This is a genomic window from Pseudomonas sp. B21-036 (assembly GCF_024748925.1).
GTDB classification, from domain to species: domain Bacteria; phylum Pseudomonadota; class Gammaproteobacteria; order Pseudomonadales; family Pseudomonadaceae; genus Aquipseudomonas; species Aquipseudomonas palmensis.
In genome coordinates, this window is record NZ_CP087178.1 from 1,650,001 (window position 1) to 1,675,356 (window position 25,356).

The window sequence follows — 25,356 nt, forward strand, 5'->3', positions numbered from 1 at the left end:
GCGTGAAGTCGGAATCGCTAGTAATCGCGAATCAGAATGTCGCGGTGAATACGTTCCCGGGCCTTGTACACACCGCCCGTCACACCATGGGAGTGGGTTGCACCAGAAGTAGCTAGTCTAACCTTCGGGAGGACGGTTACCACGGTGTGATTCATGACTGGGGTGAAGTCGTAACAAGGTAGCCGTAGGGGAACCTGCGGCTGGATCACCTCCTTAATCGACGACATCAGCTGTCTCATAAGCTCCCACACGAATTGCTTGATTCATTGAAGAAGACGATTAGGTTAGCAACCTTCGATTGGGTCTGTAGCTCAGTTGGTTAGAGCGCACCCCTGATAAGGGTGAGGTCGGCAGTTCGAATCTGCCCAGACCCACCAATTTGCTGGGGCCATAGCTCAGCTGGGAGAGCGCCTGCCTTGCACGCAGGAGGTCAGCGGTTCGATCCCGCTTGGCTCCACCACCCCGCTTGCTAATTTGTCAAAGCTTAGAAATGAATATTCGCGTCGAATATTGATTTCTGAACTTTATCAGAATCGTTCTTTAAAAATTTGGGTATGTGATAGAAAGATAGACTGGACAGCACTTTCACTGGTGTGTGTTCAGGCTAAGGTAAAATTTGTGAGTAATTACAAGTTTTCGGCGAATGTTGTCTTCACAGTATAACCAGATTGCTTGGGGTTATATGGTCAAGTGAAGAAGCGCATACGGTGGATGCCTTGGCAGTCAGAGGCGATGAAAGACGTGGTAGCCTGCGATAAGCTTCGGGGAGTCGGCAAACAGACTTTGATCCGGAGATCTCTGAATGGGGGAACCCACCTGGCATAAGTCAGGTATCTTGTACTGAATACATAGGTGCAAGAGGCGAACCAGGGGAACTGAAACATCTAAGTACCCTGAGGAAAAGAAATCAACCGAGATTCCCTTAGTAGTGGCGAGCGAACGGGGACTAGCCCTTAAGTGGCTTTGAGATTAGCGGAACGCTCTGGAAAGTGCGGCCATAGTGGGTGATAGCCCTGTACGCGAAAATCTCTTAGTCATGAAATCGAGTAGGACGGAGCACGAGAAACTTTGTCTGAATATGGGGGGACCATCCTCCAAGGCTAAATACTACTGACTGACCGATAGTGAACCAGTACCGTGAGGGAAAGGCGAAAAGAACCCCGGAGAGGGGAGTGAAATAGATCCTGAAACCGTATGCGTACAAGCAGTGGGAGCCTACTTGTTAGGTGACTGCGTACCTTTTGTATAATGGGTCAGCGACTTATATTCAGTGGCGAGCTTAACCGAATAGGGGAGGCGTAGCGAAAGCGAGTCTTAATAGGGCGTTTAGTCGCTGGGTATAGACCCGAAACCGGGCGATCTATCCATGGGCAGGTTGAAGGTTAGGTAACACTGACTGGAGGACCGAACCGACTACCGTTGAAAAGTTAGCGGATGACCTGTGGATCGGAGTGAAAGGCTAATCAAGCTCGGAGATAGCTGGTTCTCCTCGAAAGCTATTTAGGTAGCGCCTCATGTATCACTGTAGGGGGTAGAGCACTGTTTCGGCTAGGGGGTCATCCCGACTTACCAAACCGATGCAAACTCCGAATACCTACAAGTGCCGAGCATGGGAGACACACGGCGGGTGCTAACGTCCGTCGTGAAAAGGGAAACAACCCAGACCGTCAGCTAAGGTCCCAAAGTTATGGTTAAGTGGGAAACGATGTGGGAAGGCTTAGACAGCTAGGAGGTTGGCTTAGAAGCAGCCACCCTTTAAAGAAAGCGTAATAGCTCACTAGTCGAGTCGGCCTGCGCGGAAGATGTAACGGGGCTCAAACCATACACCGAAGCTACGGGTATCACTTAGGTGATGCGGTAGAGGAGCGTTCTGTAAGCCTGTGAAGGTGAGTTGAGAAGCTTGCTGGAGGTATCAGAAGTGCGAATGCTGACATGAGTAACGACAATGGGAGTGAAAAACTCCCACGCCGAAAGACCAAGGTTTCCTGCGCAACGTTAATCGACGCAGGGTTAGTCGGTCCCTAAGGCGAGGCTGAAAAGCGTAGTCGATGGAAAACAGGTTAATATTCCTGTACTTCTGGTTATTGCGATGGAGGGACGGAGAAGGCTAGGCCAGCTTGGCGTTGGTTGTCCAAGTTTAAGGTGGTAGGCTGAGATCTTAGGTAAATCCGGGATCTTAAGGCCGAGAGCTGATGACGAGTTGCCATTAGGCGACGAAGTGGTTGATGCCATGCTTCCAAGAAAAGCTTCTAAGCTTCAGGTAACCAGGAACCGTACCCCAAACCGACACAGGTGGTTGGGTAGAGAATACCAAGGCGCTTGAGAGAACTCGGGTGAAGGAACTAGGCAAAATGGCACCGTAACTTCGGGAGAAGGTGCGCCGGTGAGGGTGAAGGACTTGCTCCGTAAGCTCATGCCGGTCGAAGATACCAGGCCGCTGCGACTGTTTATTAAAAACACAGCACTCTGCAAACACGAAAGTGGACGTATAGGGTGTGACGCCTGCCCGGTGCCGGAAGGTTAATTGATGGGGTTAGCTAACGCGAAGCTCTTGATCGAAGCCCCGGTAAACGGCGGCCGTAACTATAACGGTCCTAAGGTAGCGAAATTCCTTGTCGGGTAAGTTCCGACCTGCACGAATGGCGTAACGATGGCGGCGCTGTCTCCACCCGAGACTCAGTGAAATTGAAATCGCTGTGAAGATGCAGTGTATCCGCGGCTAGACGGAAAGACCCCGTGAACCTTTACTATAGCTTTGCACTGGACTTTGAATTTGCTTGTGTAGGATAGGTGGGAGGCTTTGAAGCGTGGACGCCAGTCTGCGTGGAGCCATCCTTGAAATACCACCCTGGCAACTTTGAGGTTCTAACTCAGGTCCGTTATCCGGATCGAGGACAGTGTATGGTGGGTAGTTTGACTGGGGCGGTCTCCTCCTAAAGAGTAACGGAGGAGTACGAAGGTGCGCTCAGACCGGTCGGAAATCGGTCGTAGAGTATAAAGGCAAAAGCGCGCTTGACTGCGAGACAGACACGTCGAGCAGGTACGAAAGTAGGTCTTAGTGATCCGGTGGTTCTGTATGGAAGGGCCATCGCTCAACGGATAAAAGGTACTCCGGGGATAACAGGCTGATACCGCCCAAGAGTTCATATCGACGGCGGTGTTTGGCACCTCGATGTCGGCTCATCACATCCTGGGGCTGAAGCCGGTCCCAAGGGTATGGCTGTTCGCCATTTAAAGTGGTACGCGAGCTGGGTTTAGAACGTCGTGAGACAGTTCGGTCCCTATCTGCCGTGGACGTTTGAGATTTGAGAGGGGCTGCTCCTAGTACGAGAGGACCGGAGTGGACGAACCTCTGGTGTTCCGGTTGTCACGCCAGTGGCATTGCCGGGTAGCTATGTTCGGAAGAGATAACCGCTGAAAGCATCTAAGCGGGAAACTTGCCTCAAGATGAGATCTCACTGGAGCCTTGAGCTCCCTGAAGGGCCGTCGAAGACTACGACGTTGATAGGTTGGGTGTGTAAGCGCTGTGAGGCGTTGAGCTAACCAATACTAATTGCCCGTGAGGCTTGACCATATAACACCCAAGCAATTTGCGTCGAACGACCAGATTGCGGTGTTGTGAAGACACAGTAAGCCGAAGATTTGTACCTCACGAACATCACATACCCGATTCGCTGGAGTGTCTGAACAAGACCTTCTGGCAACAGAATTTCTTGACGACCATAGAGCATTGGAACCACCTGATCCCATCCCGAACTCAGTAGTGAAACGATGCATCGCCGATGGTAGTGTGGGGTTTCCCCATGTGAGAGTAGGTCATCGTCAAGATTAAATTCCGAAACCCCTATCTGCATCTGCAGGTAGGGGTTTTGTCTTTGTGGGCTGAAAGTTTCCTGCAAGGCGGGCATAAAAAAACCACCTTGGGAGGTGGTTTTTTACGTAATACGATTCAGGCCAGCGGGTCCGTCCTGTCCTTTTCGTTGGTGCCTTCTGCCGACAGTGTCTGTGAACCTGCCAGTGCACTGACCGCATCCATCTGTTGAGGCGGTTGCAGCTTGGCCATGGTTTTTATCTCCATTTCTTCCTTGATGCGTTGAGCGATCTGCTTGTCGATCAGCTCCTTCTTCTCAGGGGGTAACTCTTCGTATTCTTCAAGGCTCAGCCCAAGTTCGCGCAGCATCTTCTCGCGAATTTTCTGCTCGGGAGACAGTGCCATGTAGTCGCGAAACTCTTGCAAGGCAGTGCTCTCTGGTTCCTTCGTGTCAAAGATCTCTTCCAAGTTCTGCAGACTGACCTTGAACTTTGCGAACGCTTCTTGCTGGTTGTCGTGAAAGCGCTGCTCGGAGTGACTGGCACTCCCGCGCGTGTCGGACGTCGACTGGATGGCAACTGAAACAGGTACATACGGCACAGCATCGCTGTCTGTAGAAACACTGCTACGTTGCTGAGTGGTAGCGGCTACCTGCCAACCATAATCATTGATGATGCTCACCTGAAGGTCTCCCGATACTGTGCAGAGCAAGGGAAGAGCAAGGGCTGTGCCAGTTACCTCACGCTCTGAACCCTCTGTATTACAAGGGGGCAGCAATGCTCGGCCGTTTACTCTGGCACGCTGTTGCCCCAAAGAGGAGGATGATTGCCGCAGGCGGCAACAGCCAAGGCTTGCAGTTGGACGTGCGGTCGGTTCCGCCTGCCGCTTCCATTCTTTCGCGAGTATATTGTTCGAAATTTCGCGCAGGCTTTGGCGCATAACAATCGGCAGCACCATCATTGAGCTGGGGCGTAGTTGCTGGACAGGGGAGAGTGTCCATGAGTGAGAATACCGCTTGCGTGATGGCGCCATTGAGCGACCTGGGGCAAGAGCAACTGCAAACCCTCCTGGACCTGGTCAGTGATGGCATCTGGGACTGGAACGCCAACACCGGCCATGTCTATCGCAACCCGGGTTGGTATCGCATGCTGGGCTACCCCAGCCACTCGCTGGACAATACGGTGTTCACCTGGGAAAACGTCATTCACCCCGAGGACTACCCGCGGGTGATGGCCTGCTTCGAGGACTACCTGAGCCAGCGCGCGCCAAGCTACCAGGTGGAGTACCGTTGCCGTTGCAAGGATGGCAGCTACCTGTGGATCGAGGACAGCGGGCATGTGGTTGCGCGCAACCCTGATGGCTCGGTGGCCAGGATGTTCGGTGCACACCGCAACATCGACGACCGCAAGCGCCTGGTTGCCCATCTGGAGCAGCGCAACAGCTCGCTGGAGTCACTGATTGCCGAACGGACCCGGGAACTGTGCTGGGTGAACGAACAACTGAAACGTCAGCTCGATGAGAACCGTGACCTGGCCGAGCGCGACTCGTTGACCCTGGCGGCCAATCGTTATCGCCTGGAAAAGGCCCTGCTTCAGGAATGCGAACGTGCCGGCCGCTTTCGTTTGCCCTTGAGCCTGATCCTGATGGATTTCGACGATTTCAAGCCGATCAATGATCGTTACGGCCACGCCCGTGGCGATACCGCCCTGGTAGAGGTGGTCGAACAGATCCGTAAGTGTGTCGGCCCCGAGCACTTGCTTGCCCGATGGGGGGGTGACGAGTTCATGGTGTTGATGCCAGGGAGTGACCTGCAGGCAGCAATGGCGGTAGCCGATGCCATCCGCCAGCAGGTGTTGAGGTTGCCCCCAATTGGCGAGCACCGCGTCACATTGAGTTTTGGCATCGCCCAGTGGCGTGGCGGCGAGCGCCCGGAGCAACTGGTCGCCCGTGCCGACCAGGCGCTCTATCGCGCCAAGGCCGGCGGCAAGAACCAGATCGCCTGATGCCTGGGCGTCGATGATCGACGCCCAGTGGTTCTGGCTACAGGTGCAACGCGTGCCCCAAGGCACGCAATGCAGCCTCCTGCACAGCCTCTCCGAGGGTAGGGTGGGCATGGATGGTTCCGGCCACATCCTCGAGCCGGGCGCCCATCTCCAGTGATTGTGCAAACGCGGTAGACAGTTCCGAAACCCCCACGCCGACAGCCTGCCAGCCCAGGATCAGATGATTGTCGCGACGCGCCACCACGCGTACGAAGCCGCTTTTGGATTCCAGCGTCATGGCCCTGCCATTGGCCGCGAACGGGAACTGCGCAACGATGCAATCCAGGCCTTGCTGTTGTGCGGCCTCGGGTGTCTTGCCTGCCACCACCACCTCGGGGTCGGTAAAGCACACTGCCGCGATGGCCACCGGATCGAAAACCCGCTGCTTGCCGGCGATGAGTTCGGCCACCATCTCGCCCTGGGCCATGGCGCGGTGGGCCAGCATCGGCTCGCCGCTCAGATCGCCGATTGCCCACACATTGCGCATGCTGGTCTGGCAACGCTCATCGATGGCAATGGCTGAGCCATTCATCTTGAGCTCCAGGGTTTCCAGGTTGAACCCTTGAGTGCGTGGCCGACGTCCTACGGCAACCAGCACCTGATCGGTTTCCAGCGTCAACTGTTCGCCATGTGGGTCCCTGATCTGCAGGCACTGGGTGGCGTTATCGAAGCCTTCGACGCTGTGCTTGAGGTACAGCGTCACGCCCAGTTTCTTCAGCGACTCGGCTACCGGCTGAGTGAGCTCGCTGTCATACGTAGGCAGGATACGCTCGCGCGCTTCCACCACGCTTACCTCGACCCCCAGCTTGCGGTAGGCAATACCCAGTTCCAGGCCGATATAGCCTGCACCCACCACCGTCAGGCGCCTTGGCAGGCGTTGCGGGGCCAGGGCTTCGGTGGACGAGATGATCGGGCCGCCCAGTGGAAGCATGGGCAGCTCCACACTGCTGGAGCCCGTGGCGAGCAGCAGGTGCTCGCACTGAATGCGCTGGCCTTCGACGTCGACGGTTTTGCCGTCGACGATCTTTGCCCAGCCATGAATCACCGTCACGCCGTGTTTCTTCAGCAAGGCGGCAACGCCGCTGGTCAGGCGGTCGACGATGCCGTCCTTCCAGGCCACGCTCTGGGTAATGTCCAGGCTGGGAGCCTGTACCTTGATGCCCAGGCTGGAGTGCTGGCTGTGCTGACAAGTCTGGTGGAACTGCTCCGCTACATGGATCAGTGCCTTGGATGGAATACAGCCTATGTTCAGGCAGGTGCCGCCCAGTGCCTGGCCTTCGACCAGTACAGTGGGGATGCCCAGTTGACCGGCACGAATCGCCGCGACATAACCGCCGGGGCCGCCCCCAATGATCAGCAGGGTGGTATTGAGAGTCTGCATGGTCACTCCACAAACAGGCTGGCAGGTTGTTCGAGCAGGCCGCGGATGGCCTGGATGAAGAGCGCGGCGTCCATGCCGTCGACCACACGATGGTCGAACGAACTGGACAGGTTCATCATCTTGCGCACCACGATCTGGCCGTTGACCACCATTGGCCGCTCGACGATGCGGTTGACCCCGACAATGGCCACCTCCGGCGTGTTCACCACCGGTGTGCTGACGATGCCGCCCAGTGCGCCGAGGCTGGTGAGCGTAATGGTCGAGCCGGATAGCTCTTCACGGCTGGCCTTGTTGTTGCGGGCGGCGTTGGCTACCCGGGCGATCTCGCTGGCATTGCTCCACAGGCTGCCGGCCTCGGCATGGCGCAGCACCGGTACCATCAGCCCGTTGTCGCCCTGGGTGGCGATACCCACATGCACTGCACCATGGCGGGTAATGAGCTGGGCTTCGTCGTCATAGGTGGCGTTGATCTGCGGGAATTCGCGCGCGGCGATCACCATTGCCCGTACCAGGAAGGGCAGCAGGGTCAGCTTGCCGCGGCTGTCACCATGCTTCTTGTTCAGGTGCACGCGCAGTTCTTCCAGCGCGGTCACGTCGATTTCCTCGACATAGCTGAAGTGCGCGACGCGGCGCTTGGCATCCTGCATGCGCTGCGCGATCTTGCGGCGCAAGCCGATCACTGGCACCTGCTCGCTGTCGTCACGCCTTGCATAGCCACCGGGGCCCGATGCACTGCTGGTACTCGGTTGAACGAGAAAAGCGTCCAGGTCTTCGTGCAGGATGCGCCCGGCAGGGCCACTACCATGTACATAGCGCAGCTCTATGCCCGCATCCAGCGCGCGCTTGCGCACCGCCGGGGAGGCCAGCGGACGCTCGTTGGCCTCACGTGGCACGATCGTCGATGAACGCTGTGCGTTGCCTGAAGGTGCCGCTGCCGGGGTAGACACGACGGCGGGCTGGGGTTGGGCTTCGGGTACGCTGGCCTTCGGTGCGGCAGCTACCGCAGGCGGCGTGGCTGCTGCCGGCTTGCCGGCGCCTTCCTGATAGTTGCCGGCCCCTTCGACCTCGATGCGAATCAGCTCGCTGCCTACGGCCATGACCTCACCGGGCTGGCCGCCCAGGGCCAGCACCTTGCCGGTGACCGGCGAAGGAATTTCCACGGTGGCCTTGTCGGTCATGACGTCGGCGACCACCTGATCTTCGGTGACGGTATCGCCGACCTTTACGAACCATTCCACCAGCTCAACCTGTGCGATGCCTTCGCCGATGTCCGGCATCTTGATGACGTGCGTGCCCATTCAGACCTCCATGACCCGTTTCAATGCCGCACCCACTCGCGATGGGCCGGGGAAGTACGCCCATTCCTGCGCGTGCGGGTAGGGGGTGTCCCAACCGGTGACACGTTCGATCGGGGCTTCGAGGTGATGGAAGCAGTGCTCCTGTACCAGCGCCACCAGCTCGGCGCCAAAGCCGCAGGTGCGGGTGGCTTCGTGCACGACCACACAGCGGCCGGTCTTCTTCACCGACTCGACGATGGTCTCCAGGTCCAGCGGCCACAGGCTGCGCAGGTCGATGACCTCGGCGTCGATGCCGGTCTCTTCGGCAGCCACCTGGGATACATACACCGTGGTGCCGTAGGTCAGTACCGTCACCGCATTGCCTGGGCGGGTGATGGCAGCCTTGTCCAGTGGCACGGTGTAGTAGCCATCCGGTACCGCGCTGGCGGGGTGTTTGGACCAGGGCGTTACCGGCCGGTCGTGGTGCCCGTCGAAAGGGCCGTTGTACAGACGCTTGGGCTCCAGGAAGATCACCGGGTCGTCGTTTTCGATCGAGGCGATCAACAGGCCCTTGGCGTCGTAGGGGTTCGAAGGCATCACGGTACGCAGGCCGCAGACCTGGGTGAACATCGCCTCCGGGCTCTGGCTGTGGGTCTGGCCGCCGTAGATGCCGCCACCGCACGGCATGCGCAGGGTCAGCGGGGCCACGAACTCGCCGGCAGAGCGGTAGCGCAGGCGGGCCATCTCCGAGACGATCTGGTCCGAGGCAGGGTAGAAGTAGTCGGCAAACTGGATTTCCACCACAGGGCGCAGGCCATAGGCACCCATGCCCACGGCGGTGCCGACGATACCGCTTTCGGAGATCGGTGCGTCGAACACCCGCGACTTGCCGTACTTGTTCTGCAGCCCTTCGGTGCAGCGGAACACGCCGCCGAAGTAACCGACGTCCTGGCCATAGACGACAACATTGTCATCGCGCTCAAGCATGATATCCATGGCCGAGCGCAGGGCCTGGATCATGGTCATGGTGGTAGTCGCCATGGCGGTTTCCAACTGGATAGTGGTGTTGTGATCGTTCATGTCAGATCCCCAGTTCCTGGCGCTGGCGCCGCAGGTGTTCCGGCATTTCCTTGTACACATCCTCGAAAATGCTCGCCGGGCTGGGCATCTGCCCGCCGGCCAGGGTGCCGTACTGCTCGGCTTCCTTCTGCGCACTGATGATTTCGGCTTCCAGCTCAGCAGTCACCGCCTGATGCTCTTGCTCCGACCAGTGCCCGATGGCCATCAGGTGCTGCTTGAGGCGGGCGATCGGGTCGCCGAGGGGGAAGTGGCTCCAGTCGTCGGCCGGACGGTACTTGGACGGGTCGTCCGAGGTGGAGTGCGGGCCGGCGCGGTAGGTCACCCATTCGATCAGGGTCGGGCCCAGGCCGCGGCGGGCACGTTCGGCGGCCCAGCGCGAGGCCGCGTACACCGCGATGAAGTCGTTGCCGTCGACCCGCAGCGAAGCGATGCCACAGCCAACGCCGCGGCCGGCGAAGGTGGTGGATTCACCACCGGCGATGGCCTGGAAGGTGGAGATGGCCCACTGGTTGTTGACCACGTTGAGAATCACCGGGGCCTGGTACACGTGTGCGAAGGTCAGCGCGGTGTGGAAGTCCGACTCGGCCGTAGCACCATCGCCGATCCAGGCCGAAGCGATCTTGGTATCGCCCTTGATGGCCGAGGCCATGGCCCAGCCGACCGCCTGCACGAACTGGGTCGCCAGGTTACCGCTGATGGTGAAGAAGCCGGCTTCGCGCACCGAGTACATGATGGGCAGCTGGCGACCCTTGAGCGGGTCGCGCTCGTTGGACAGCAGCTGGCAGATCATCTCCACCAGCGACACGTCGCGGGCCATCAGGATGCTCTGCTGGCGGTAGGTGGGGAAGCACATGTCGCTGCGGTTCAAGGCCAGTGCCTGGCCGCTGCCGATGGCTTCCTCGCCCAGGCTCTGCATGTAGAAGGACATCTTCTTCTGGCGCTGCGCCACGACCATGCGGCTGTCGAACAGCCGGGTCTTGAGCATCGCGCGCATGCCTTGGCGCAGCACTTCGGGGCCGATGTCCTCGGCCCAGGGGCCAAGCGCACGGCCCTGTTCGTCGAGCACGCGGATCAGCCCGTAGGCAAGGTCGGCGGTACCGGCGGGTTCGGCATCGATGGCGGGTTTGCGGACCTGACCGGCGTCATTCAGACGCAGGTAGGAGAAATCGGTCTGGCAGCCTGGCCGGCCTGTAGGCTCGGGCACATGCAGACGCAGGGGGGCGTACTCGTTCATGCTTTTTTACGCTCGCTCTGTCTTGTGTTTTTGTTGAGCTTTGAAGCGGTCGCTACTGAACCCGGCTTGTGACCGGAGAGTCAGTCTTGTCTACATCATATTCCGCTGGCGGAAGAATATTTTTCTCAAGTTCATTGCCTTTGGGCTGGCTTGCGGATAAACATTCTTCAAAAGAACAAGAAGCAGGTGAATTTGTCTCATGCGCAAACTGGATCGTACTGACATCGGCATTCTCAACAGCCTTCAGGACAATGCCCGCATCACCAACGCCGAGCTGGCCCGTTCGGTAAATCTGTCGCCCACCCCCTGTTTCAACCGGGTCAAGGCGCTGGAGGATCTGGGCGTGATTCGCCAGCAGGTGACCTTGCTGTCGCCCGAAGTGCTGGGGCTGGACGTGAACGTATTCATCCACGTCAGCCTGGAAAAACAGGTGGAGCAATCGCTGCACCGCTTCGAAGAGGAAATCGCCGAGCGCCCGGAAGTGATGGAGTGCTACCTGATGACCGGCGACCCGGATTACCTGCTGCGTGTACTGCTGCCGAGCATCCAGGCCCTGGAGCGGTTTCTGGACTACCTCACCCGCTTGCCCGGGGTGGCCAATATTCGCTCCAGCTTCGCCCTCAAGCAGGTGCGCTACAAGACTGCGCTGCCGCTGCCGGCCAACGGTATTACGCTGCCAGGCACAGTGTAGACAGCTTCTACGGGTTGGCTGGCGGCGTTCGTCCAGCGATCGGGACTATATGGTGCTTGATATTTTTAACACCCCCGGACTATGTTGTTCGGGTCGCCGTTCGCGGCTTGTTAAAAATAACAAGGATCAAGTCATGACGACCAATGGCCAACGTTCTCTCGCCGAGCGATTGACGGGCATTGATGAAATCGAATGCGTCACCCCCGACCTCAATGGCGTGCCTCGCGGCAAGGTGATGACCGCCGAGGGGTTCCTGGAAGGGCGGCGCCTGCAGATGGCACGCGGCGTGTTGCTGCAGTGCATCATGGGCGGATACCCTGCGGCACGCTTTTACGGCAGCGACGATGGCGACCTTGCCCTGGCGGCCGACCCCCTGCATATCTACCGCCTGCCCTGGAGCGACGAACCAAGGGCACTGGCGATCTGCGATGCCAATGAGCTCGATGGACAGAGCTCGGGCTTGTCCACCCGCGGCCAGCTCAAGGCGGTGATCGAGCGGTATCGCACGCACGGCCTGGCGCCAGTGGTGGCCACCGAACTCGAGTTCTTCGTGTTCGCTCCCAATCCCGACCCGAGCCAGCCGTTCCTGCCGCCCACCGGGCTGGACGGTCGGCGCGAGGACGGCCATTCGGCGTTCAGCGTCAGTTCCAACAATGGCCTGCGCCCGTTCTTCAGCGAGGTCTACCGTTGCATGGAGGCCCTGGGCCTGCCGCGCGACACCTTCATGCACGAGATGGGCGTCAGCCAGTTCGAGATCAACCTGCTGCACGGGGACCCGCTGCTGCTTGCCGACCAGACCTTCCTGTTCAAGCACCTGCTCAAGGAGGTTGCGCTCAAGCATGGCCTGAATGTGGTGTGCATGGCCAAGCCGCTGGCCAGAACCCCAGGCAGTTCGATGCACATTCACCAGAGCGTGGTCGAGATCGACAACGGCCGTAACGTGTTCAGCGATGCGCAGGGGCAGCCAACCCCTGCCTTCTATCACTTCATCGGTGGCCAGCAGGCATGCATGGCCGACTTCACCGCGTTGTTCGCACCCAACGTCAACTCCTACCAGCGCCTGTGCCACCCTTATGCATCGCCCAACAATGCCTGCTGGTCGCAGGACAACCGCGCTGCGGGCCTGCGTATCCCTGCCAGCGCACCGGTAGCGCGCAGGGTCGAGAACCGCCTGCCCGGGGCCGATACCAACCCCTACCTGGCCATCGCCGCCAGCCTGGCGGCCGGCTTGTACGGCATCGAACAGCAACTGGAGCCGGCGCCAGCGATCCAGGGCGAATTCGAGGTGCCCGACAACCTGTCACTGCCCTGCACGCTGCACGCGGCACTGGAGCGTCTCAAGCGCAGCCAGTTGGCGAGGGAACTGTTCGGGACTGAGTTCATCGAAGGTTACATCGCGTCCAAGACCCTGGAACTGACCAGCTTCTTCGACGAGATCACCCCGTGGGAGCGGCGCGTGCTGGCGGCACAGGCGTAACTGCGGGGCGGCAATGCCGCCTGGCGCCAGGGTAAGCAGAGGCAGGTGGCAGCCATGATCGAGATCATGGTTTGTCACCTGTTTTTTTATGCCCGGCCCGCCGCGTCGGCGTTTTTTTCACTTATGCTTTCAAGCAGTTTTTTCACCTGCTCAAGGGGCCCTCAGGGACGTCGATGCGAAGTATCTGGAAGTCTTTTCGCGCGCTGTATTTCGCCGCATTGATGATGTTGATCGGTTCCGGCCTGTTGAGCACCTACCTGGCCCTGCGCCTGGCGGCCGATCAGGTCGACAGCCTGTGGGTCGGTGCGCTGATGGCGGCCAACTATTTCGGCCTGGCGCTGGGGGGCAAGATCGGTCACCGGCTGATCGCCAGGGTGGGGCATATCCGCGCCTACGCTACGTGTGCCGGCATCGTCGGCGCAGCGGTGCTTGGTCATGGTCTGGTCAGCTGGCTGCCGGCCTGGCTGCTGCTGCGGGTGATCGTCGGCCTGGGCATGATGTGCCAGTACATGGTGATCGAGAGCTGGCTCAACGAACAGGCCGACGCCAAGCAGCGTGGGGCGGTGTTCAGCGGTTACATGATCGCCTCCTATCTGGGCCTGGTACTGGGCCAGCTGATTCTGGTGGTTCACCCGCAGCTGGGCCTGGAGCTGCTGATGCTGGTGGCCATGTGCTTTGCGCTGTGCCTGGTTCCGGTGGCCCTGACCCGGCGCATCCACCCTGCACCGCTGCGTCCGGCCCCCATGGAGCCGCGGTTCTTCATCAAGCGCGTCCCCCAGTCGCTGAGTACGGTACTCGGGGCGGGGCTGATCGTGGGGTCGTTCTATGGTCTGGCGCCTCTGTACGCCTCCAAGCAGGGGCTCAGTACAGAACAGGTCGGTGTGTTCATGGGCTGCTGCATCTTTGCCGGCCTGCTGGTGCAGTGGCCATTGGGCTGGTTGTCGGACCGTTACGACCGGGCCGTGCTGATTCGCAGTGTGGCGGTGGGGCTGGCCGTCACCTCCCTGCCATTGGCGCTGCTGCCGAGCGTGCCGCTCGAGGTGCTGTTCATCACCGGTTTTGCGGTCTCGCTGCTGCAGTTCTGCCTCTACCCGCTGGCGGTGGCGTTTTCCAATGACCACGTTGAAAGCGAGCGACGGGTCTCGCTCACCGCGATGCTGCTGGTGACCTATGGCGTGGGGGCGAGCATCGGGCCGCTGGTGGCCGGTGTGCTGATGAAGACCCTGGGCGACCAGATGCTGTACGCGTTCTTCTGTTTCTTCGCGCTGGTGCTGGTGTGGCGCATCCGTCCCAAAGCGGTTACCAACCTGCATCAGGTCGAGGATGCGCCATTGCTTCACGTAGCGATGCCGGCGGCAGGTTCACCGCTGTCTGCGGCGCTCGACCCGCGGGTTGATGAGCAGGTGGTGCAGGATCAGATGCAGGCACCGGTAGGTGCCGAAGATACCGAAGAGGAGGGCACGCCCGGGGAGGCTGAGGGCGTCGAACCTGTCAAGCCTGCGCCAGAAGTGTGAGTGGCGTGGGGGGCAGATAGTGGCGAAGGGCTGCGTCTGAGTTCCGCTGGCAGGCGGGGCGCCAGGCGCCCCTTTGCGGATGAATCCGTTGCCGCTGAATGGGTAGCTACCCTTGGAAATGTGAAGCGTGATGTCTATCAGTAATCGTCTTTGTCGAAGCGTCGCGCTTCACGTTGCAGCTGGTACACAAAGCTTTCGATCTTGCGCGCCATCTGTCCTGTCACGTTATGAAAGCGAATGCCGGCGAAGGTGGCGTTCAGGCGCTCTTCATAGTGCAGGTGGCGCAGCTCGACCATTACCTGAGAAAGCCCCAGCGGCAGGCCGGTAGCAAACTTCTCGTAGACCTGGCCCAACTGCAACCGCTCCTCGATATCGCCCTCGAAGCGAAGCTTGCAGCCAGTAGCCGAAATATCCAGCAGCTTGCCCTTGAGCGGGTGCTCGCCACGCAGTTTCTCGCCGTCGAAAATCACGTCGACCAGTTGCGACAGCTTCAGTGCCGCGCGAAACGCATTGCGACGCTGGTGATAGGTAACTTCTGTGGGCAGGCTGCCGCGGTAGCAGCGTGAGCCGTCAGAGGTGCTGATGCTCAGCGGGGTAGTGCAGTCCCAGGCAATGCGCACGCCGTCATGGAAGCCTTCGATACGGAATGGTTCACCATTTTCGAGGAAGCGTTCGCCATCGCGCGGGATCATTTCGTCCAGGGCCATGCTGTTGCTGTCCCGGTCTACCTCCACCACATAACTCTGGAAGCGCTGGCTGCGTTCGGGGAACGTGATGATCAGTGGGTCATGGCTCTCTAGCAACATCCGCAAATGAGCGGCAATTTCCAAAGGCGTAGTCAGCACCTTCGGAGGCTGAGGAGCTTCTTCGTCATTGAACACGGTTGATGAATCTCCAGGCAAAAACGACACAGGCAATTGCTGGCATTCTGCCAGCATGAATCGTGCCTTGATAGAGGGGGTCACGCCTGGCTGAGTGCACGAGGCTTTGAAAGCGGCGATGTAGTGCCACGGGCATCGTAGAGCGACGGTGATTCGCCACCCATGAGGATCTTGATCTGGTTTTCGGTGGTGTACTGCTGAAGCTGGATCGCCTGGCCGTTGCGTGCGTTGACCGCCTGGCAATCATTCATCAGCGCAGCCAGCACATCGAGCTGCTCGATGAGCAGGGAGCCCAGGTCCGATTGCTCGGCCATGGCCACTACACCTTCGCGGCTTTGCGGCAGGCCCAGGTTCGCAAGCAGCGCACTACGTCGTTGTCCGCCTTGATCGAGCAGCACCACCAGCGATTGCTTGCGGGCCAGAATATTTTCCAGCAAGGGCATGTCGCGACCATGCAGGGCCACGGCTTCAGCCTGCAACAACTCGAGCAGTTGTTGCGCTGGAGCAATATCATCTTCGATCAGTTGCAGCAGAGTAGTGTCGTGCATTGGCTGGCTCTTGGTTCTAGCGTCCTGAAGTCAGCGCGCCAGAGGGCTAGCGCTGGGCTTCGAAATTAAGCAGTTTGCTGGCGACGCGCTGGGCGTCCACCTGGTAGCTGCCGTCGGCGATGGCCTGTTTCAACTCGGCCACGCGGGCGCTGTTGACAACCGGTTGATCGCGCAGCTTGTCGCTGACCTGTTGCAACTGCTGGGCCTCGTGGCTCAGGTGTACGGCTTCTCCGCTCTGGCCAGCCTCGGTAGCGCTGGTGGCGGTGCGAGCAGTGGCCGTGCTTTCCTGGCTGTTGCCAGTGCGCACGGCGCCCGTCACGGACGGGGAATTATTCAAACGACTGAAGTCGATGACCATGATCAGAAAACCTCTGGGTGTTTGGACGCTTGCCTTGTTTTCGGCCAACCCGAAAGAAACTTTAGACGCAAATGCAGTGCAGCTTGCGCGGCCAGCCCATCAACCCGGTTCGACACAGTTTAGGAAAAGCGGTTCCTGACCGCCAGCCTTGTTTGTTCTGGCGTCGTGACCCGCTTCACATCGCGACTTCCACCTGCCCTGGTCCAGTGACCCGTGCCTTCACCACCCGTTTGGAGTTCAGATTGCGTACCCGTATCTGTTCACTGATGCCGCCCTTGCTCAAGGCTTCTCCCGGCATGCGCACGCTCAGCGTGCCGCTGCGGGCGATGATGACCACATGATCGCCCTTGCGGACCACTTCGGCCTGCTCCAGATGCAGCGGCGTGAGCACCTGATCGATGACCGTCGGTCGGATGACCTTCAGGCCCACGGCCTGCTCCAGGCTGGTCAGGTAGCCCTGGTTGAGCATGCCCACGTCCCGCTCGCGCAGGCTCACGTCCTGTTCGCCGACCACGCTGTCGCGCTTGAGCGGACGCGCCACGGTCACCACATTGCGAAACAGCCGCACCTGGGCCGGCACGAACACCGTCCACGGGGAGCTGCCATCGCAGCGTACGCGCACGGTCACCCTGCCCAGCGGTTGCGCCGGGCTTTCCAGGGTGGCGCCCAGTTGCTGGTCGCACAGTGGCATGCGCAGGCGCGGGTCGAGGCTGTTGACCTGGATCTCGAAGCGCCCTTCGGTCTGGCTGGTCGCCAGGTAATCCTCGACCGTGAATTCAAGAAACCCCTGAGTGACACCGATAAGCTGTTCAGGCAAGGTGAAAGCGTCAGCCAGAGTTCGAACGCCGGGGGCCAGCAGGCACAGCGCAGCAAGGATGCCGGGCAAGGGGCGGGTCAGGCGTCGGAAAAATGTCGTTTTCGTGTTCATACAGTTAAAAAAGCAAGGCGCGTGCCGACTGCGGTACGACGCTCGAGCATTTGGTCGAGGAGTCTGGCATGGCTGGTGTAATGGATTCGGTTAACCAGCGCACACAACTGGTAGGGCAGAACCGTCTCGAACTGCTGTTGTTCCGCCTCAATGGCGAGCAGCTGTACGGGATCAACGTGTTCAAGGTGCGGGAGGTGCTGCAATGCCCGAACCTGACCGTGATGCCCAAGTCCAACCCGGTGGTGCGCGGTGTGGCGAATATTCGTGGGGCAACCATCCCGATCCTGGATCTGGCGATGGCGACCGGCATGCCCGGTCTGAGTGAAGATGTCAGCAAGAGCTTCGTGATCATCACCGAGTACAACACCAAGACCCAGGGGTTTCTGGTGCACTCGGTCGAACGCATCGTCAACATGAACTGGGAGGAGATCCATCCGCCACCCAAGGGCACCGGTCGTGACCATTACCTGACGGCCGTGACCCGGGTGGACGGCAAGATGGTCGAGATCATCGACGTGGAGAAGATCCTCGCCGAGGTCTCGCCGACCTCCGAGGCGATCTCCCTGGGTGTGGTCGACGAAGAAGTGCAGGTCAAGGCCGTGTCGCTGCGCGTGCTCACCGTGGATGACTCCTCGGTGGCACGCAAGCAGGTCAGCCGTTGCCTGCAGACGGTGGGGGTCGAGGTGGTTGCGCTCAACGACGGCCGGCAGGCGCTGGATTACCTGCGCAAGATGGTCGATGAGGGCAAGCATCCGGAAGAGGAATTCCTGATGATGATTTCCGACATCGAGATGCCGGAAATGGACGGCTATACCCTGACTGCAGAAATCCGCAACGACCCGCGCATGCAAAAGTTGCACATCATCCTGCATACTTCGCTTTCCGGCGTCTTCAACCAGGCCATGGTCAAGAAGGTGGGCGCGGATGATTTTCTCGCCAAGTTCCGGCCGGATGACCTGGCGCAACGCGTGGTCGACCGGATCAAGGCCACCCACTAACGGCCAGGGCTCGTCCCTGGCGTTACACATGATTTAAGAGGCGGCATCATTGTCTACGGGTAATTTGGATTTCGAACAATTCCGGGTCTTCCTGGAAAAAGCCTGTGGCATCCTGCTGGGCGAAAACAAGCAGTATCTGGTCTCCAGCCGTCTCAACAAGCTGATGGAACAGCAGGGCATCAAATCGTTGAGCGAGCTGGTGCAGCGGATCCAGACCCAGCCGCGCAGCGGCTTGCGCGAGCAGGTGGTCGATGCGATGACCACCAACGAAACCCTGTGGTTTCGAGACAACTATCCGTTCGAGGTGCTCAAGAACAAGGTCTTGCCCGAGCAGATCAAGGCCAACCCTGGTCAGCGCCTGCGCATCTGGTCGGCGGCCTGTTCGTCGGGGCAGGAGCCATACTCGATCTCCATGGCCATCGACGAGTTCGAGCGCAGCAACATCGGGCAATTGAAGATGGGCGCGCAGATCGTCGCCACCGACCTGTCCGGCTCGATGCTGGCCAACTGCAAGACCGGTGAGTACGACAGCCTGGCCATTGCCCGTGGCTTGTCCCAGGAGCGCCTGCAACGCTATTTCGACCCCAAGGGGCCGGGGCGCTGGGCAGTCAAGGCCCCGATCCGCAGCCGCGTCGAGTTTCGTTCGTTCAACCTGCTCGACAGCTACGCGAGCCTGGGCAAGTTCGACATCGTGTTCTGCCGCAACGTGCTGATCTACTTCTCCGCGCAGGTGAAGAAGGACATCCTGCTGCGCATTCACGGCACGCTCAAGCCCGGCGGTTACCTGTTCCTGGGGGCGTCCGAGGCGCTCAATGGGCTGCCCGACCATTACCAGATGGTGCAGTGCAGCCCGGGGATCATCTACCAGGCCAAGTGAAACGAAAAAGGCCGGTGTCGCGAGACACCGGCCTTTTTCATGCAGCTGTCATCGATCAGAAGTCGTAACGCACCTTGGCCGAGAACACATCGGCGTCAAAGCCCGATTTGCCGATGTAGTCGTAGTTCACGCCCAGGGTCACCGCGCCCAGCTTGTAGTCGGCGCCTACGCCGGCTTCGTAGCTGTTGCGCACGGCCTTGGCGCCGCTGGTGACGAACGGGGTGCTACCCAGCAGGAAGGTCGAGGTGCTCTTGGCTTCGTCCGCCGCGAAGTCATGGTATGCCATCAGGCGAGCCTGTGGCTGCAGGGTGCCGGCGCCCAGCGGATACTCGCCGGCAACGCGCAGGCCTGCGCCCAGCTCGATGGCCTCGTAGCGCTGGTCTTCGACCTTCAGTGCAGCCGACGAACCCTTCTCGCGGTAACCGTCGATGTTCACCAGGCTGTAGCGTGCGGCAATGCGCGGCTCGACCAGCATCTGCGGGTTGATGTGATAGGTGTAGCCACCCACCACGTTCAGGCCCAGCAGGTCGCTGTCGTAATCGGCCTTGGCCGAGGTGCCGGCAATCTTGCGTTTGCTGTCGTTGTCGTTCAAGCCATAGCTCAGGCTGGCATCGACGAAGTAGTTGCCCTGCTCGAAGCCGCCGTACAGCGTGAAGGCGTGGCTGTCCACCTTGGTCTGGTTGCCGCTTTTGCCGTTGACGTCGGTGTTGATGAAGCTGTACGCCAGGCCCAGGGTCAGGTTGTCGTTGAGCTTGCCGTCGGCACCCACCGCGATGCCGCGGCTGTAGGCGTTGTAGCCGGCCACGCCGTCGCGCAGGTCCTGGCTGGCATCGCTGTAGAGGGTCTGCACCCACACGCCGGTGTCCTTGAACGCTTCGCCCGAGGAGGCGCCGCGCAGGCTGCTGGTACGGCTGCCGGTGACATTGCTCACCAGGTTCTGGCTGGTGGTGGCTGCCTGGGTGGCGCCGCCGTTGACTTCAGGTGTCAGTTGCTCGGCCAGCTTGGCCAGCTGGGCCTCGTCGGCATTGGCGAAGGCTTGCAGCAGCGGGTCGTTGGCGCTCAGTTTGCTCAGGATGCTGTCGCGGTTCAGGCTGCCCAGGGCCAGTTGGCTGTTGGCCGAGGCACCCTGGCCGACCAGGATGTCGGTGACTTCTTCGGCGCCCTTGCCGGTGACGGTAGCCACCAGCTTGTTGTCCTGCAGGCTGTAGCTGTCGATCTTGAGCAGGGCCGAGCTGCTCACCAGGTTCAGCTTGCCGTTGGCGTCGACATTGTCGGAAGCGTCCAGCAGATCGATGCGCCCGGCCTGGAACAGGTTGTACGTGCTGCCCTGGGCGCTGAAGTCGCTGCCCTGTGCGGCCAGGCGAATCTGTGCGCCCTTGCCGAACTCGGCAGTACCGCTGACGGCCACCACGGCGGTGTCGGCACGGGTGGCGCTGCTCAGGTTCAAGTCCAGCGACGAGTTGCCGGCCACGTACAGGTTGCCGTCGATGGTGGTGTGCGGCTGCACGAAGTTCAGGTGCGCTGGCGCATTGCGGCTGACGCTGCCCACGTCCATCCAGCCGCCCTGGCGCAGACGGATGTTGGCACCGTCGCTGCTGCTGTCGGTGCCGCTGAAGTCCACCTTGCCGTACACCTCGACGGTGGTCAGATCGATCAGGTTGCCGGTGATCTTGCTGCCGTCCAGCAAGGTCAGGTACACGCTGCGCTCGGTTTCGGAGGCATCGACCGCTTCGTCTTCGGAGATCAGCGTGCCGCTGTTGACGATTTCCAGCCCTGCATAGCTGTTGTACAGCCGGTTGTCATCGTAGGCATCGATGTCGAAGTTGCCGATCACGATGGCCGCATCGGTCGCCTTGATGGTGCCGGTGTTGACGATCTGGCGCTCGGCGGTGGTGAAGCTGGCGCCGTCCACACGGATGCCTTCGGCGTCATCGCCGGTGGCGATGATGGTGCCGTTGTTGACGATGCCGGCCAGGTCGACCATGTCCACATTCTGCCCGTTGAAGCTGGTAGTGGCGTCGATGGCGGTAGCGCCGTTACCGGTAACCTGGATCAGGCCGTTGTTGATCAGCTTGCCGTCGATACGGCCGCCTTCCAGGTTGATGCCCTTGGCGCTGGTGCCCTTGGCGATGATGCGGCCAGTGGTGTCATTGAGCAGGTCGCCCTTGATCGTGCCGGTGAAGTCCAGTGCACGGGCCACGTCCATTTCGCTGCCGTCGAGCAGCGGTTCGCCGGTAGCGCTGAGCAGGCCCTGGTTGATGACGCTGCCATTGATGGTGGCCGGGTCGATCATCAGGGCATTGGAGCCGCCGCCCACGGCGCTGATGCTGCCCTTGTTGATCAGGTTGCCGTCGATCTGGTTGCTGGCCCAGCTGCTGCCGTCTTCCCAGGCGTCCAGGTCGATGCCGCCGGCAAAGTCGCCGCTGCTGTTGATCGTGGTGTTGAGAATCAGGTCGCCCTTGACGTGGTTGCCGTTGAATTCGATCGCGTCTTCGGCGGCACTGCCGGTGTAGGCGCCAGTGAATTCGAGGTTGCCTTCGTAGGTCTTGTGCTCGCTGATGAAGCCGGCATCGGTCAACTTGATGGTTTGGGCACCGACAGGCAGGGCGGTGGCAGTGATTGCCAGGGCGAGCAGGGTCTTGCGAAACATCACAGGAGTCACGGTTTATTCCTTAAACACAGCGTATTGAATTCGGCGCTTGCCTGCGTGGCGTGACGGCTGTGCGGTGATAGCCAGATGCCACGTAGCGGAGCGGGACGGATCTTAGATGAGAGATAGCGAATTGACATTAAAATTTGACGCCAAAAGGGCGCAGGGTGGGGTTGCCGCTGCCAGGCAATTGCCGCTTTGCCGGTGTCTGGCGGAAATCCGTTGCCGCTTTTCTGGCATTGCCATGGCTGGCAAGCGCGGTAAAGCCCCGGCTTTGCTGGGTTTTGTGTTTTGGCACGGGACTTGCTCTATCACCGGCAACGAACCCTACGGTCAACCTTCAAAGGTTTCCCCGACATGAGCATCAGTTTCGACAAAGCGCTTGGCATTCACGAAAAGGCACTGGGCTTTCGCGCCCAGCGTGCCGAAGTGCTGGCCAACAACATCGCCAACGCCGACACCCCCAACTACAAGGCGCGCGACATGGACTTCTCGTCCGTGCTGGCGGCCGAGACCGACAAGGTCAAGAACGGCCATTTCTCCCTCGAGCGCACCAACACCCGGCACATCGAGGCCCAAGGCCTGGCGATGGGTGACGAAACCCTGCAGTACCGCACGCCCATGCAGCCCTCGATCGACCAGAACACCGTTGACGCGCAGCTCGAGCAATCCAGCTATGCCGAGAATGCCGTGGGTTTCCAGGCCAGCTTCACGCTGCTCAACAGTAAATTCAAAGGGCTGGTGTCAGCCCTGCGCGGAGAGTAAGTCATGTCCCTTGCCAGCGTTTTCAACATTGCCGGTAGCGGCATGAGCGCGCAGACCACGCGCCTGAACACCGTTGCCTCCAACATCGCCAACGCCGAGACCGTTTCCTCGAGCATCGACCAGACCTACCGTGCCCGCCACCCGGTGTTCGCCACCACGTTCCAGCAGGCCCAGAATGGCGTCAGCCAGTCGCTGTTCCAGGACCAGGGCGAAGCCGGGCAGGGCGTTCAGGTACTGGGTGTGGTCGAAGACCAGAGCAACCTCGAGGCGCGCTATCAGCCCAACCATCCGGCGGCGAACAAGGACGGCTACGTCTACTACCCGAACGTCAACGTGGTCGAGGAAATGGCTGACATGATCTCCGCCAGCCGCTCGTTCCAGACCAACGCCGAACTGATGAACACGGCCAAAACCATGATGCAGAAGGTCCTGACCCTGGGTCAGTGATAAGGGGCGTTTTTTATGGCTGATGTAAACCTGAACGACGTCATTTCCAATTCCGGCGTCAAGAAGTCCAGCAATACGAACGCGGCAAGCGGCCTGGGCGGCAAGACCGCCAACGGCCAGACCCTGGGCAAGGACGCGTTCCTTCAGCTGCTGGTTACCCAGATGCAGCACCAGAACCCGCTCGACCCGCAGGACAACAGCGAGTTCGTGGCCCAGCTGGCGCAGTTCTCCAGCCTCGAAGGCATCACCTCGCTGAACGATTCGGTCAACGCCATCACGGGGGCCATGGGTTCCTCGCAGGCGCTGCAGGCCTCCGGGCTGGTCGGTCGCTCGGTGATCACCCAGGCCGACAAGGCCGTGGTCGACACCACCAAGAGCTTCACTGGCCAGGTGGTGGTCCCGCAGTCGATCACTTCGGGCACCGTCACTGTCACCGACAAGGATGGCAAGACCATCAAGACCATCGACCTGGGCGAGCAGAAGGCCGGCAATGCCGACTTCATCTGGGACGGTACCAACGAGAAGGGCGAAAAGGTCGACCCGGGTACCTATACCTTCACGGCCAAGACCACCGTCGATGGCAAGTCGGCCGAGATGTACACCCTGCTGCCGGCCACCGTCAGCAGCGTCACCATCAGTCAGACCGGCGGCGAGCTGATGCTCAACCTCGCTGGCCTGGGCAGCGTTGCGCTGTCCAAAGTCCAAACTATCGGTATATAGAGCCGGCTAACGCGGCACAAGGAGTGGAAAGATGTCTTTCAATATCGGCCTTAGCGGTCTCTATGCAGCCAACAAGCAACTGGCTGTCACCGGCAACAACATCGCCAACGTTTCGACCACCGGCTTCAAGGCCTCGCGCGCCGAGTTCGCCGATGTGTACTCGGCCAGCAAACTGGGCGTGGGCAGCAAGACCGTCGGCAACGGCGTGCGTCTGGCTGCAGTCTCCCAGCAGTTCGGTCAGGGTGACATCAACAACACCGGCAACGTACTGGACATGGGTATCCAGGGCCAGGGCTACTTCGTCCTGAGCGACAACGGCTCGCTGAGCTACACCCGTTCCGGTGCGTTCCAGACCAACAAGGACAACTACGTGGTGACCTCGGACGGTATCCGTCTGCAAGGTTACGCGGCCGACGTCAACGGCAAGATCATCAAGGGCGTGCTGACCGACCTGAAGATCGACACCTCCGCGCTGGCGCCAAAGACCACCACGCTGATCGATCAGGGCATCAACCTGAACTCCTCGGCGCCGTCGATCCCGCTGCAGGTACTGGATGACAGCACGCCGCCGGTGCTGGTGGACAACAAGACGTTCGACCCTTCGGACGAGAGCACCTACACCAAATCGTTCCCGACCAAGATCTACGACAGTCAGGGCAACGAGCACACGATGGAGCAGTTCTATCGCAAGACCGGTGACAACCAGTGGACCACCTACACGCTGGTCGATGGTCGCAACCCGTTCGACCCTGCCAGCACCAAGCCACTGTCCGGCACCATCAGCTTCAATCCTGATGGCAGTGTCAAGGCCATGACTGCCGACAATACCGGTCACCCGGCGGGCTCCGAATTCACCGTGGTCAACAACAACTTCACCATGAAAGGCTGGGTGCCGGCGTCCTACGACAAGGCCACCGACAAGTGGGCATCCAACGGTTCGGCCGGCAATGCCGACGGCATCCGTATGAACATGACCAGCACCACGTCGTACAACACCGACACTGCCCGCATGTCCCAGGCGCAGGACGGCTATGCCACCGGCATCCTGTCCAGCCTGAGCATCGACTCCACCGGTGTGATGTTCGCCAGCTTCAGCAACCAGCAGTCCCGCGCCATCGGCCAGGTCGCGATTGCCAGCTTCGCCAACGAGCAGGGCCTGGAGCAGCTGGGTGGTACCCGCTGGAAAGAGACCTACGCCTCGGGCATCCCGGGCATCGACACGCCGAAGACCGGTACCCTGGGTTCGATCGAGTCCAACGCACTGGAAGCGTCCAACGTCAACCTGACCATGGAGCTGGTCGAGCTGATCAAGGCGCAGAGCAACTTCCAGGCGAACTCCAAGACCATCTCTACCGAAAGCACCATCATGCAGACCATCATCCAGATGACCTGATGATCGCCTGATGGAATGAGCATGGACGAACCCCTTTCTCGGAAGGGGTTCGTTGTTTCGGAGGCAGTAGAAATGAAGTGCGCACTCGCAATCGTGGGCTTCGCCTTGCTGGTGGTGGCTGTGCAGGTCGGCGCCGACATGGCCGCCTGGTATCGCTGGGAAAGCCAGGCCGATGGCCGGCTCGTCTGTTCGCAGGTTTCGCCGGGCGAGGGCTGGCGTCGGTTTGCCGGGCCTTACAACAATGGCGCTTGCCGTGACAACTGAGGTTTGCCGCTAGCGGCAAG

General features: G+C 60.2%; 22 protein-coding genes, 2 tRNA genes and 3 rRNA genes (1 of these 27 only partly in view). 16 read left to right on the forward strand and 11 right to left on the reverse strand.

The window, feature by feature from the left end:
- The 5 genes from LOY33_RS07480 to rrf all read left to right on the forward strand — a co-directional run.
- Positions 1–216: ribosomal RNA gene (locus tag LOY33_RS07480) — 16S ribosomal RNA — on the forward strand (it extends 1,321 nt beyond the left edge of the window).
- Positions 217–300: 84 nt separating this feature from the next.
- A tRNA-Ile gene (locus LOY33_RS07485) sits at positions 301–377 on the forward strand.
- Positions 378–384: 7 nt separating this feature from the next.
- Positions 385–460 (forward strand) — tRNA-Ala (locus LOY33_RS07490).
- A gap of 224 nt (positions 461–684) precedes the next feature.
- Positions 685–3,574 (forward strand): 23S ribosomal RNA (locus LOY33_RS07495).
- A 138-nt stretch (positions 3,575–3,712) separates the two neighbouring features.
- Positions 3,713–3,828 (forward strand): 5S ribosomal RNA (gene rrf, locus LOY33_RS07500).
- The 16S, 23S and 5S rRNA genes sit together here with 2 tRNA genes alongside, the layout of an rRNA operon.
- A 121-nt stretch (positions 3,829–3,949) precedes the next feature.
- Here rrf and LOY33_RS07505 read toward each other — a convergent pair.
- The gene (locus LOY33_RS07505; protein WP_078480290.1) at positions 3,950–4,492 is read right to left on the reverse strand and encodes a hypothetical protein; all 543 of its coding nucleotides are present in this window, start codon (positions 4,490–4,492) and stop codon (positions 3,950–3,952) included.
- A gap of 317 nt (positions 4,493–4,809) precedes the next feature.
- Between LOY33_RS07505 and LOY33_RS07510 the strand changes: the two genes are divergently transcribed.
- Complete coding sequence (locus tag LOY33_RS07510) at positions 4,810–5,814, forward strand: sensor domain-containing diguanylate cyclase (protein ID WP_054915652.1); 1,005 nt, start codon at positions 4,810–4,812, stop codon at positions 5,812–5,814.
- A gap of 37 nt (positions 5,815–5,851) precedes the next feature.
- On the opposite strand, the gene lpdA is transcribed toward LOY33_RS07510, so the two are convergent.
- The 4 genes from lpdA to LOY33_RS07530 are packed head-to-tail and all read right to left on the reverse strand — an operon-like array spanning position 5,852 to position 10,825.
- Positions 5,852–7,234: a dihydrolipoyl dehydrogenase gene (gene lpdA / locus LOY33_RS07515; RefSeq protein WP_258662374.1), complete on the reverse strand. Its 1,383-nt coding sequence runs from the start codon at positions 7,232–7,234 to the stop codon at positions 5,852–5,854.
- Between the two features lie 2 nt (positions 7,235–7,236).
- The gene (locus LOY33_RS07520; protein ID WP_043861769.1) at positions 7,237–8,532 is read right to left on the reverse strand and encodes a dihydrolipoamide acetyltransferase family protein; all 1,296 of its coding nucleotides are present in this window, start codon (positions 8,530–8,532) and stop codon (positions 7,237–7,239) included.
- A complete protein-coding gene (locus LOY33_RS07525) occupies positions 8,533–9,591 on the reverse strand; it encodes an alpha-ketoacid dehydrogenase subunit beta (protein WP_043861770.1) in 1,059 nt (352 codons plus the stop codon).
- Between the two features lies 1 nt (position 9,592).
- Positions 9,593–10,825 (reverse strand): 3-methyl-2-oxobutanoate dehydrogenase (2-methylpropanoyl-transferring) subunit alpha, encoded by a 1,233-nt coding sequence (locus LOY33_RS07530; RefSeq protein WP_258662375.1) that lies wholly within the window; start codon positions 10,823–10,825, stop codon positions 9,593–9,595.
- A 199-nt stretch (positions 10,826–11,024) separates the two neighbouring features.
- Between LOY33_RS07530 and bkdR the strand changes: the two genes are divergently transcribed.
- From bkdR to LOY33_RS07545, 3 genes are all read left to right on the forward strand, one after another.
- Positions 11,025–11,516, forward strand: coding sequence for a Bkd operon transcriptional regulator BkdR (gene bkdR, locus LOY33_RS07535; protein ID WP_258662377.1), 492 nt, complete (start codon positions 11,025–11,027; stop codon positions 11,514–11,516).
- A gap of 235 nt (positions 11,517–11,751) precedes the next feature.
- Complete coding sequence (locus LOY33_RS07540) at positions 11,752–12,993, forward strand: glutamine synthetase family protein (RefSeq protein ID WP_173925107.1); 1,242 nt, start codon at positions 11,752–11,754, stop codon at positions 12,991–12,993.
- A gap of 173 nt (positions 12,994–13,166) precedes the next feature.
- Complete coding sequence (locus LOY33_RS07545) at positions 13,167–14,507, forward strand: MFS transporter (protein WP_043861774.1); 1,341 nt, start codon at positions 13,167–13,169, stop codon at positions 14,505–14,507.
- A 137-nt stretch (positions 14,508–14,644) separates the two neighbouring features.
- Here LOY33_RS07545 and LOY33_RS07550 read toward each other — a convergent pair whose 3' ends face one another.
- The 4 genes from LOY33_RS07550 to flgA form a co-directional block, all read right to left on the reverse strand.
- Positions 14,645–15,388, reverse strand: a complete 744-nt coding sequence (locus tag LOY33_RS07550) for a flagellar brake protein (protein ID WP_043861775.1) — start codon at positions 15,386–15,388, stop codon at positions 14,645–14,647.
- A gap of 80 nt (positions 15,389–15,468) precedes the next feature.
- A complete protein-coding gene (locus LOY33_RS07555) occupies positions 15,469–15,936 on the reverse strand; it encodes a flagella synthesis protein FlgN (protein ID WP_043861776.1) in 468 nt (155 codons plus the stop codon).
- Between the two features lie 46 nt (positions 15,937–15,982).
- Positions 15,983–16,294, reverse strand: coding sequence for a flagellar biosynthesis anti-sigma factor FlgM (flgM, locus tag LOY33_RS07560; RefSeq protein ID WP_043861777.1), 312 nt, complete (start codon positions 16,292–16,294; stop codon positions 15,983–15,985).
- Between the two features lie 175 nt (positions 16,295–16,469).
- The gene (gene flgA, locus LOY33_RS07565; RefSeq protein WP_043861778.1) at positions 16,470–17,222 is read right to left on the reverse strand and encodes a flagellar basal body P-ring formation chaperone FlgA; all 753 of its coding nucleotides are present in this window, start codon (positions 17,220–17,222) and stop codon (positions 16,470–16,472) included.
- 68 nt (positions 17,223–17,290) lie between these two features.
- On the opposite strand from flgA, the gene LOY33_RS07570 reads away from it, so the two are divergent.
- Together LOY33_RS07570 and cheR are read left to right on the forward strand one after the other, a co-directional pair.
- Complete coding sequence (locus LOY33_RS07570; protein ID WP_043861779.1) at positions 17,291–18,220, forward strand: chemotaxis protein CheV; 930 nt, start codon at positions 17,291–17,293, stop codon at positions 18,218–18,220.
- A gap of 49 nt (positions 18,221–18,269) precedes the next feature.
- Positions 18,270–19,097, forward strand: a complete 828-nt coding sequence (gene cheR / locus LOY33_RS07575; protein WP_043861780.1) for a protein-glutamate O-methyltransferase CheR — start codon at positions 18,270–18,272, stop codon at positions 19,095–19,097.
- Between the two features lie 55 nt (positions 19,098–19,152).
- Here the strand turns inward: cheR and LOY33_RS07580 are convergent, their stop codons facing one another.
- Positions 19,153–21,747 carry an autotransporter outer membrane beta-barrel domain-containing protein gene (locus LOY33_RS07580; RefSeq protein ID WP_258662869.1) on the reverse strand — a complete coding sequence of 865 codons (2,595 nt, stop codon included), beginning with the start codon at positions 21,745–21,747 and terminating at the stop codon, positions 19,153–19,155.
- 139 nt (positions 21,748–21,886) lie between these two features.
- On the reverse strand, positions 21,887–22,045 hold the full coding sequence (locus LOY33_RS07585; RefSeq protein WP_210014316.1) for a hypothetical protein: 159 nt from the start codon (positions 22,043–22,045) through the stop codon (positions 21,887–21,889).
- Between the two features lie 59 nt (positions 22,046–22,104).
- On the opposite strand from LOY33_RS07585, the gene flgB reads away from it, so the two are divergent.
- The 5 genes from flgB (at position 22,105) to LOY33_RS07610 (ending at position 25,336) form a co-directional block, all read left to right on the forward strand.
- The gene (gene flgB / locus LOY33_RS07590; RefSeq protein WP_054915646.1) at positions 22,105–22,512 is read left to right on the forward strand and encodes a flagellar basal body rod protein FlgB; all 408 of its coding nucleotides are present in this window, start codon (positions 22,105–22,107) and stop codon (positions 22,510–22,512) included.
- 3 nt (positions 22,513–22,515) lie between these two features.
- Positions 22,516–22,959: a flagellar basal body rod protein FlgC gene (gene flgC / locus LOY33_RS07595; RefSeq protein WP_043861782.1), complete on the forward strand. Its 444-nt coding sequence runs from the start codon at positions 22,516–22,518 to the stop codon at positions 22,957–22,959.
- Between the two features lie 15 nt (positions 22,960–22,974).
- The gene (flgD, locus tag LOY33_RS07600) at positions 22,975–23,679 is read left to right on the forward strand and encodes a flagellar hook assembly protein FlgD (RefSeq protein WP_043861783.1); all 705 of its coding nucleotides are present in this window, start codon (positions 22,975–22,977) and stop codon (positions 23,677–23,679) included.
- A gap of 31 nt (positions 23,680–23,710) precedes the next feature.
- Positions 23,711–25,072, forward strand: a complete 1,362-nt coding sequence (gene flgE, locus LOY33_RS07605; protein WP_043861784.1) for a flagellar hook protein FlgE — start codon at positions 23,711–23,713, stop codon at positions 25,070–25,072.
- A gap of 72 nt (positions 25,073–25,144) precedes the next feature.
- Positions 25,145–25,336, forward strand: a complete 192-nt coding sequence (locus LOY33_RS07610) for a hypothetical protein (protein WP_196932945.1) — start codon at positions 25,145–25,147, stop codon at positions 25,334–25,336.
- Positions 25,337–25,356 lie beyond the last annotated feature (20 nt).

What these genes read in the sequence shown, in the direction of transcription:
- flgC (WP_043861782.1), top strand. Translation starts at nt 22,516, where the DNA reads ATGTCCCTTGCCAGCGTTTTCAACATTGCCGGTAGCGGCATGAGCGCG.
- flgE (WP_043861784.1), top strand. Translation starts at nt 23,711, where the DNA reads ATGTCTTTCAATATCGGCCTTAGCGGTCTCTATGCAGCCAACAAGCAA.
- LOY33_RS07530 (WP_258662375.1), bottom strand. Translation starts at nt 10,825, where the DNA reads ATGAACGAGTACGCCCCCCTGCGTCTGCATGTGCCCGAGCCTACAGGC.
- lpdA (WP_258662374.1), bottom strand. Translation starts at nt 7,234, where the DNA reads ATGCAGACTCTCAATACCACCCTGCTGATCATTGGGGGCGGCCCCGGC.
- LOY33_RS07570 (WP_043861779.1), top strand. Translation starts at nt 17,291, where the DNA reads ATGGCTGGTGTAATGGATTCGGTTAACCAGCGCACACAACTGGTAGGG.
- LOY33_RS07545 (WP_043861774.1), top strand. Translation starts at nt 13,167, where the DNA reads ATGCGAAGTATCTGGAAGTCTTTTCGCGCGCTGTATTTCGCCGCATTG.
- LOY33_RS07555 (WP_043861776.1), bottom strand. Translation starts at nt 15,936, where the DNA reads ATGCACGACACTACTCTGCTGCAACTGATCGAAGATGATATTGCTCCA.
- LOY33_RS07610 (WP_196932945.1), top strand. Translation starts at nt 25,145, where the DNA reads ATGAAGTGCGCACTCGCAATCGTGGGCTTCGCCTTGCTGGTGGTGGCT.
- LOY33_RS07510 (WP_054915652.1), top strand. Translation starts at nt 4,810, where the DNA reads ATGAGTGAGAATACCGCTTGCGTGATGGCGCCATTGAGCGACCTGGGG.
- flgM (WP_043861777.1), bottom strand. Translation starts at nt 16,294, where the DNA reads ATGGTCATCGACTTCAGTCGTTTGAATAATTCCCCGTCCGTGACGGGC.
- flgB (WP_054915646.1), top strand. Translation starts at nt 22,105, where the DNA reads ATGAGCATCAGTTTCGACAAAGCGCTTGGCATTCACGAAAAGGCACTG.
- flgA (WP_043861778.1), bottom strand. Translation starts at nt 17,222, where the DNA reads ATGAACACGAAAACGACATTTTTCCGACGCCTGACCCGCCCCTTGCCC.
- LOY33_RS07580 (WP_258662869.1), bottom strand. Translation starts at nt 21,747, where the DNA reads ATGTTTCGCAAGACCCTGCTCGCCCTGGCAATCACTGCCACCGCCCTG.
- LOY33_RS07520 (WP_043861769.1), bottom strand. Translation starts at nt 8,532, where the DNA reads ATGGGCACGCACGTCATCAAGATGCCGGACATCGGCGAAGGCATCGCA.
- flgD (WP_043861783.1), top strand. Translation starts at nt 22,975, where the DNA reads ATGGCTGATGTAAACCTGAACGACGTCATTTCCAATTCCGGCGTCAAG.
- LOY33_RS07540 (WP_173925107.1), top strand. Translation starts at nt 11,752, where the DNA reads ATGACCGCCGAGGGGTTCCTGGAAGGGCGGCGCCTGCAGATGGCACGC.
- bkdR (WP_258662377.1), top strand. Translation starts at nt 11,025, where the DNA reads ATGCGCAAACTGGATCGTACTGACATCGGCATTCTCAACAGCCTTCAG.
- LOY33_RS07525 (WP_043861770.1), bottom strand. Translation starts at nt 9,591, where the DNA reads ATGAACGATCACAACACCACTATCCAGTTGGAAACCGCCATGGCGACT.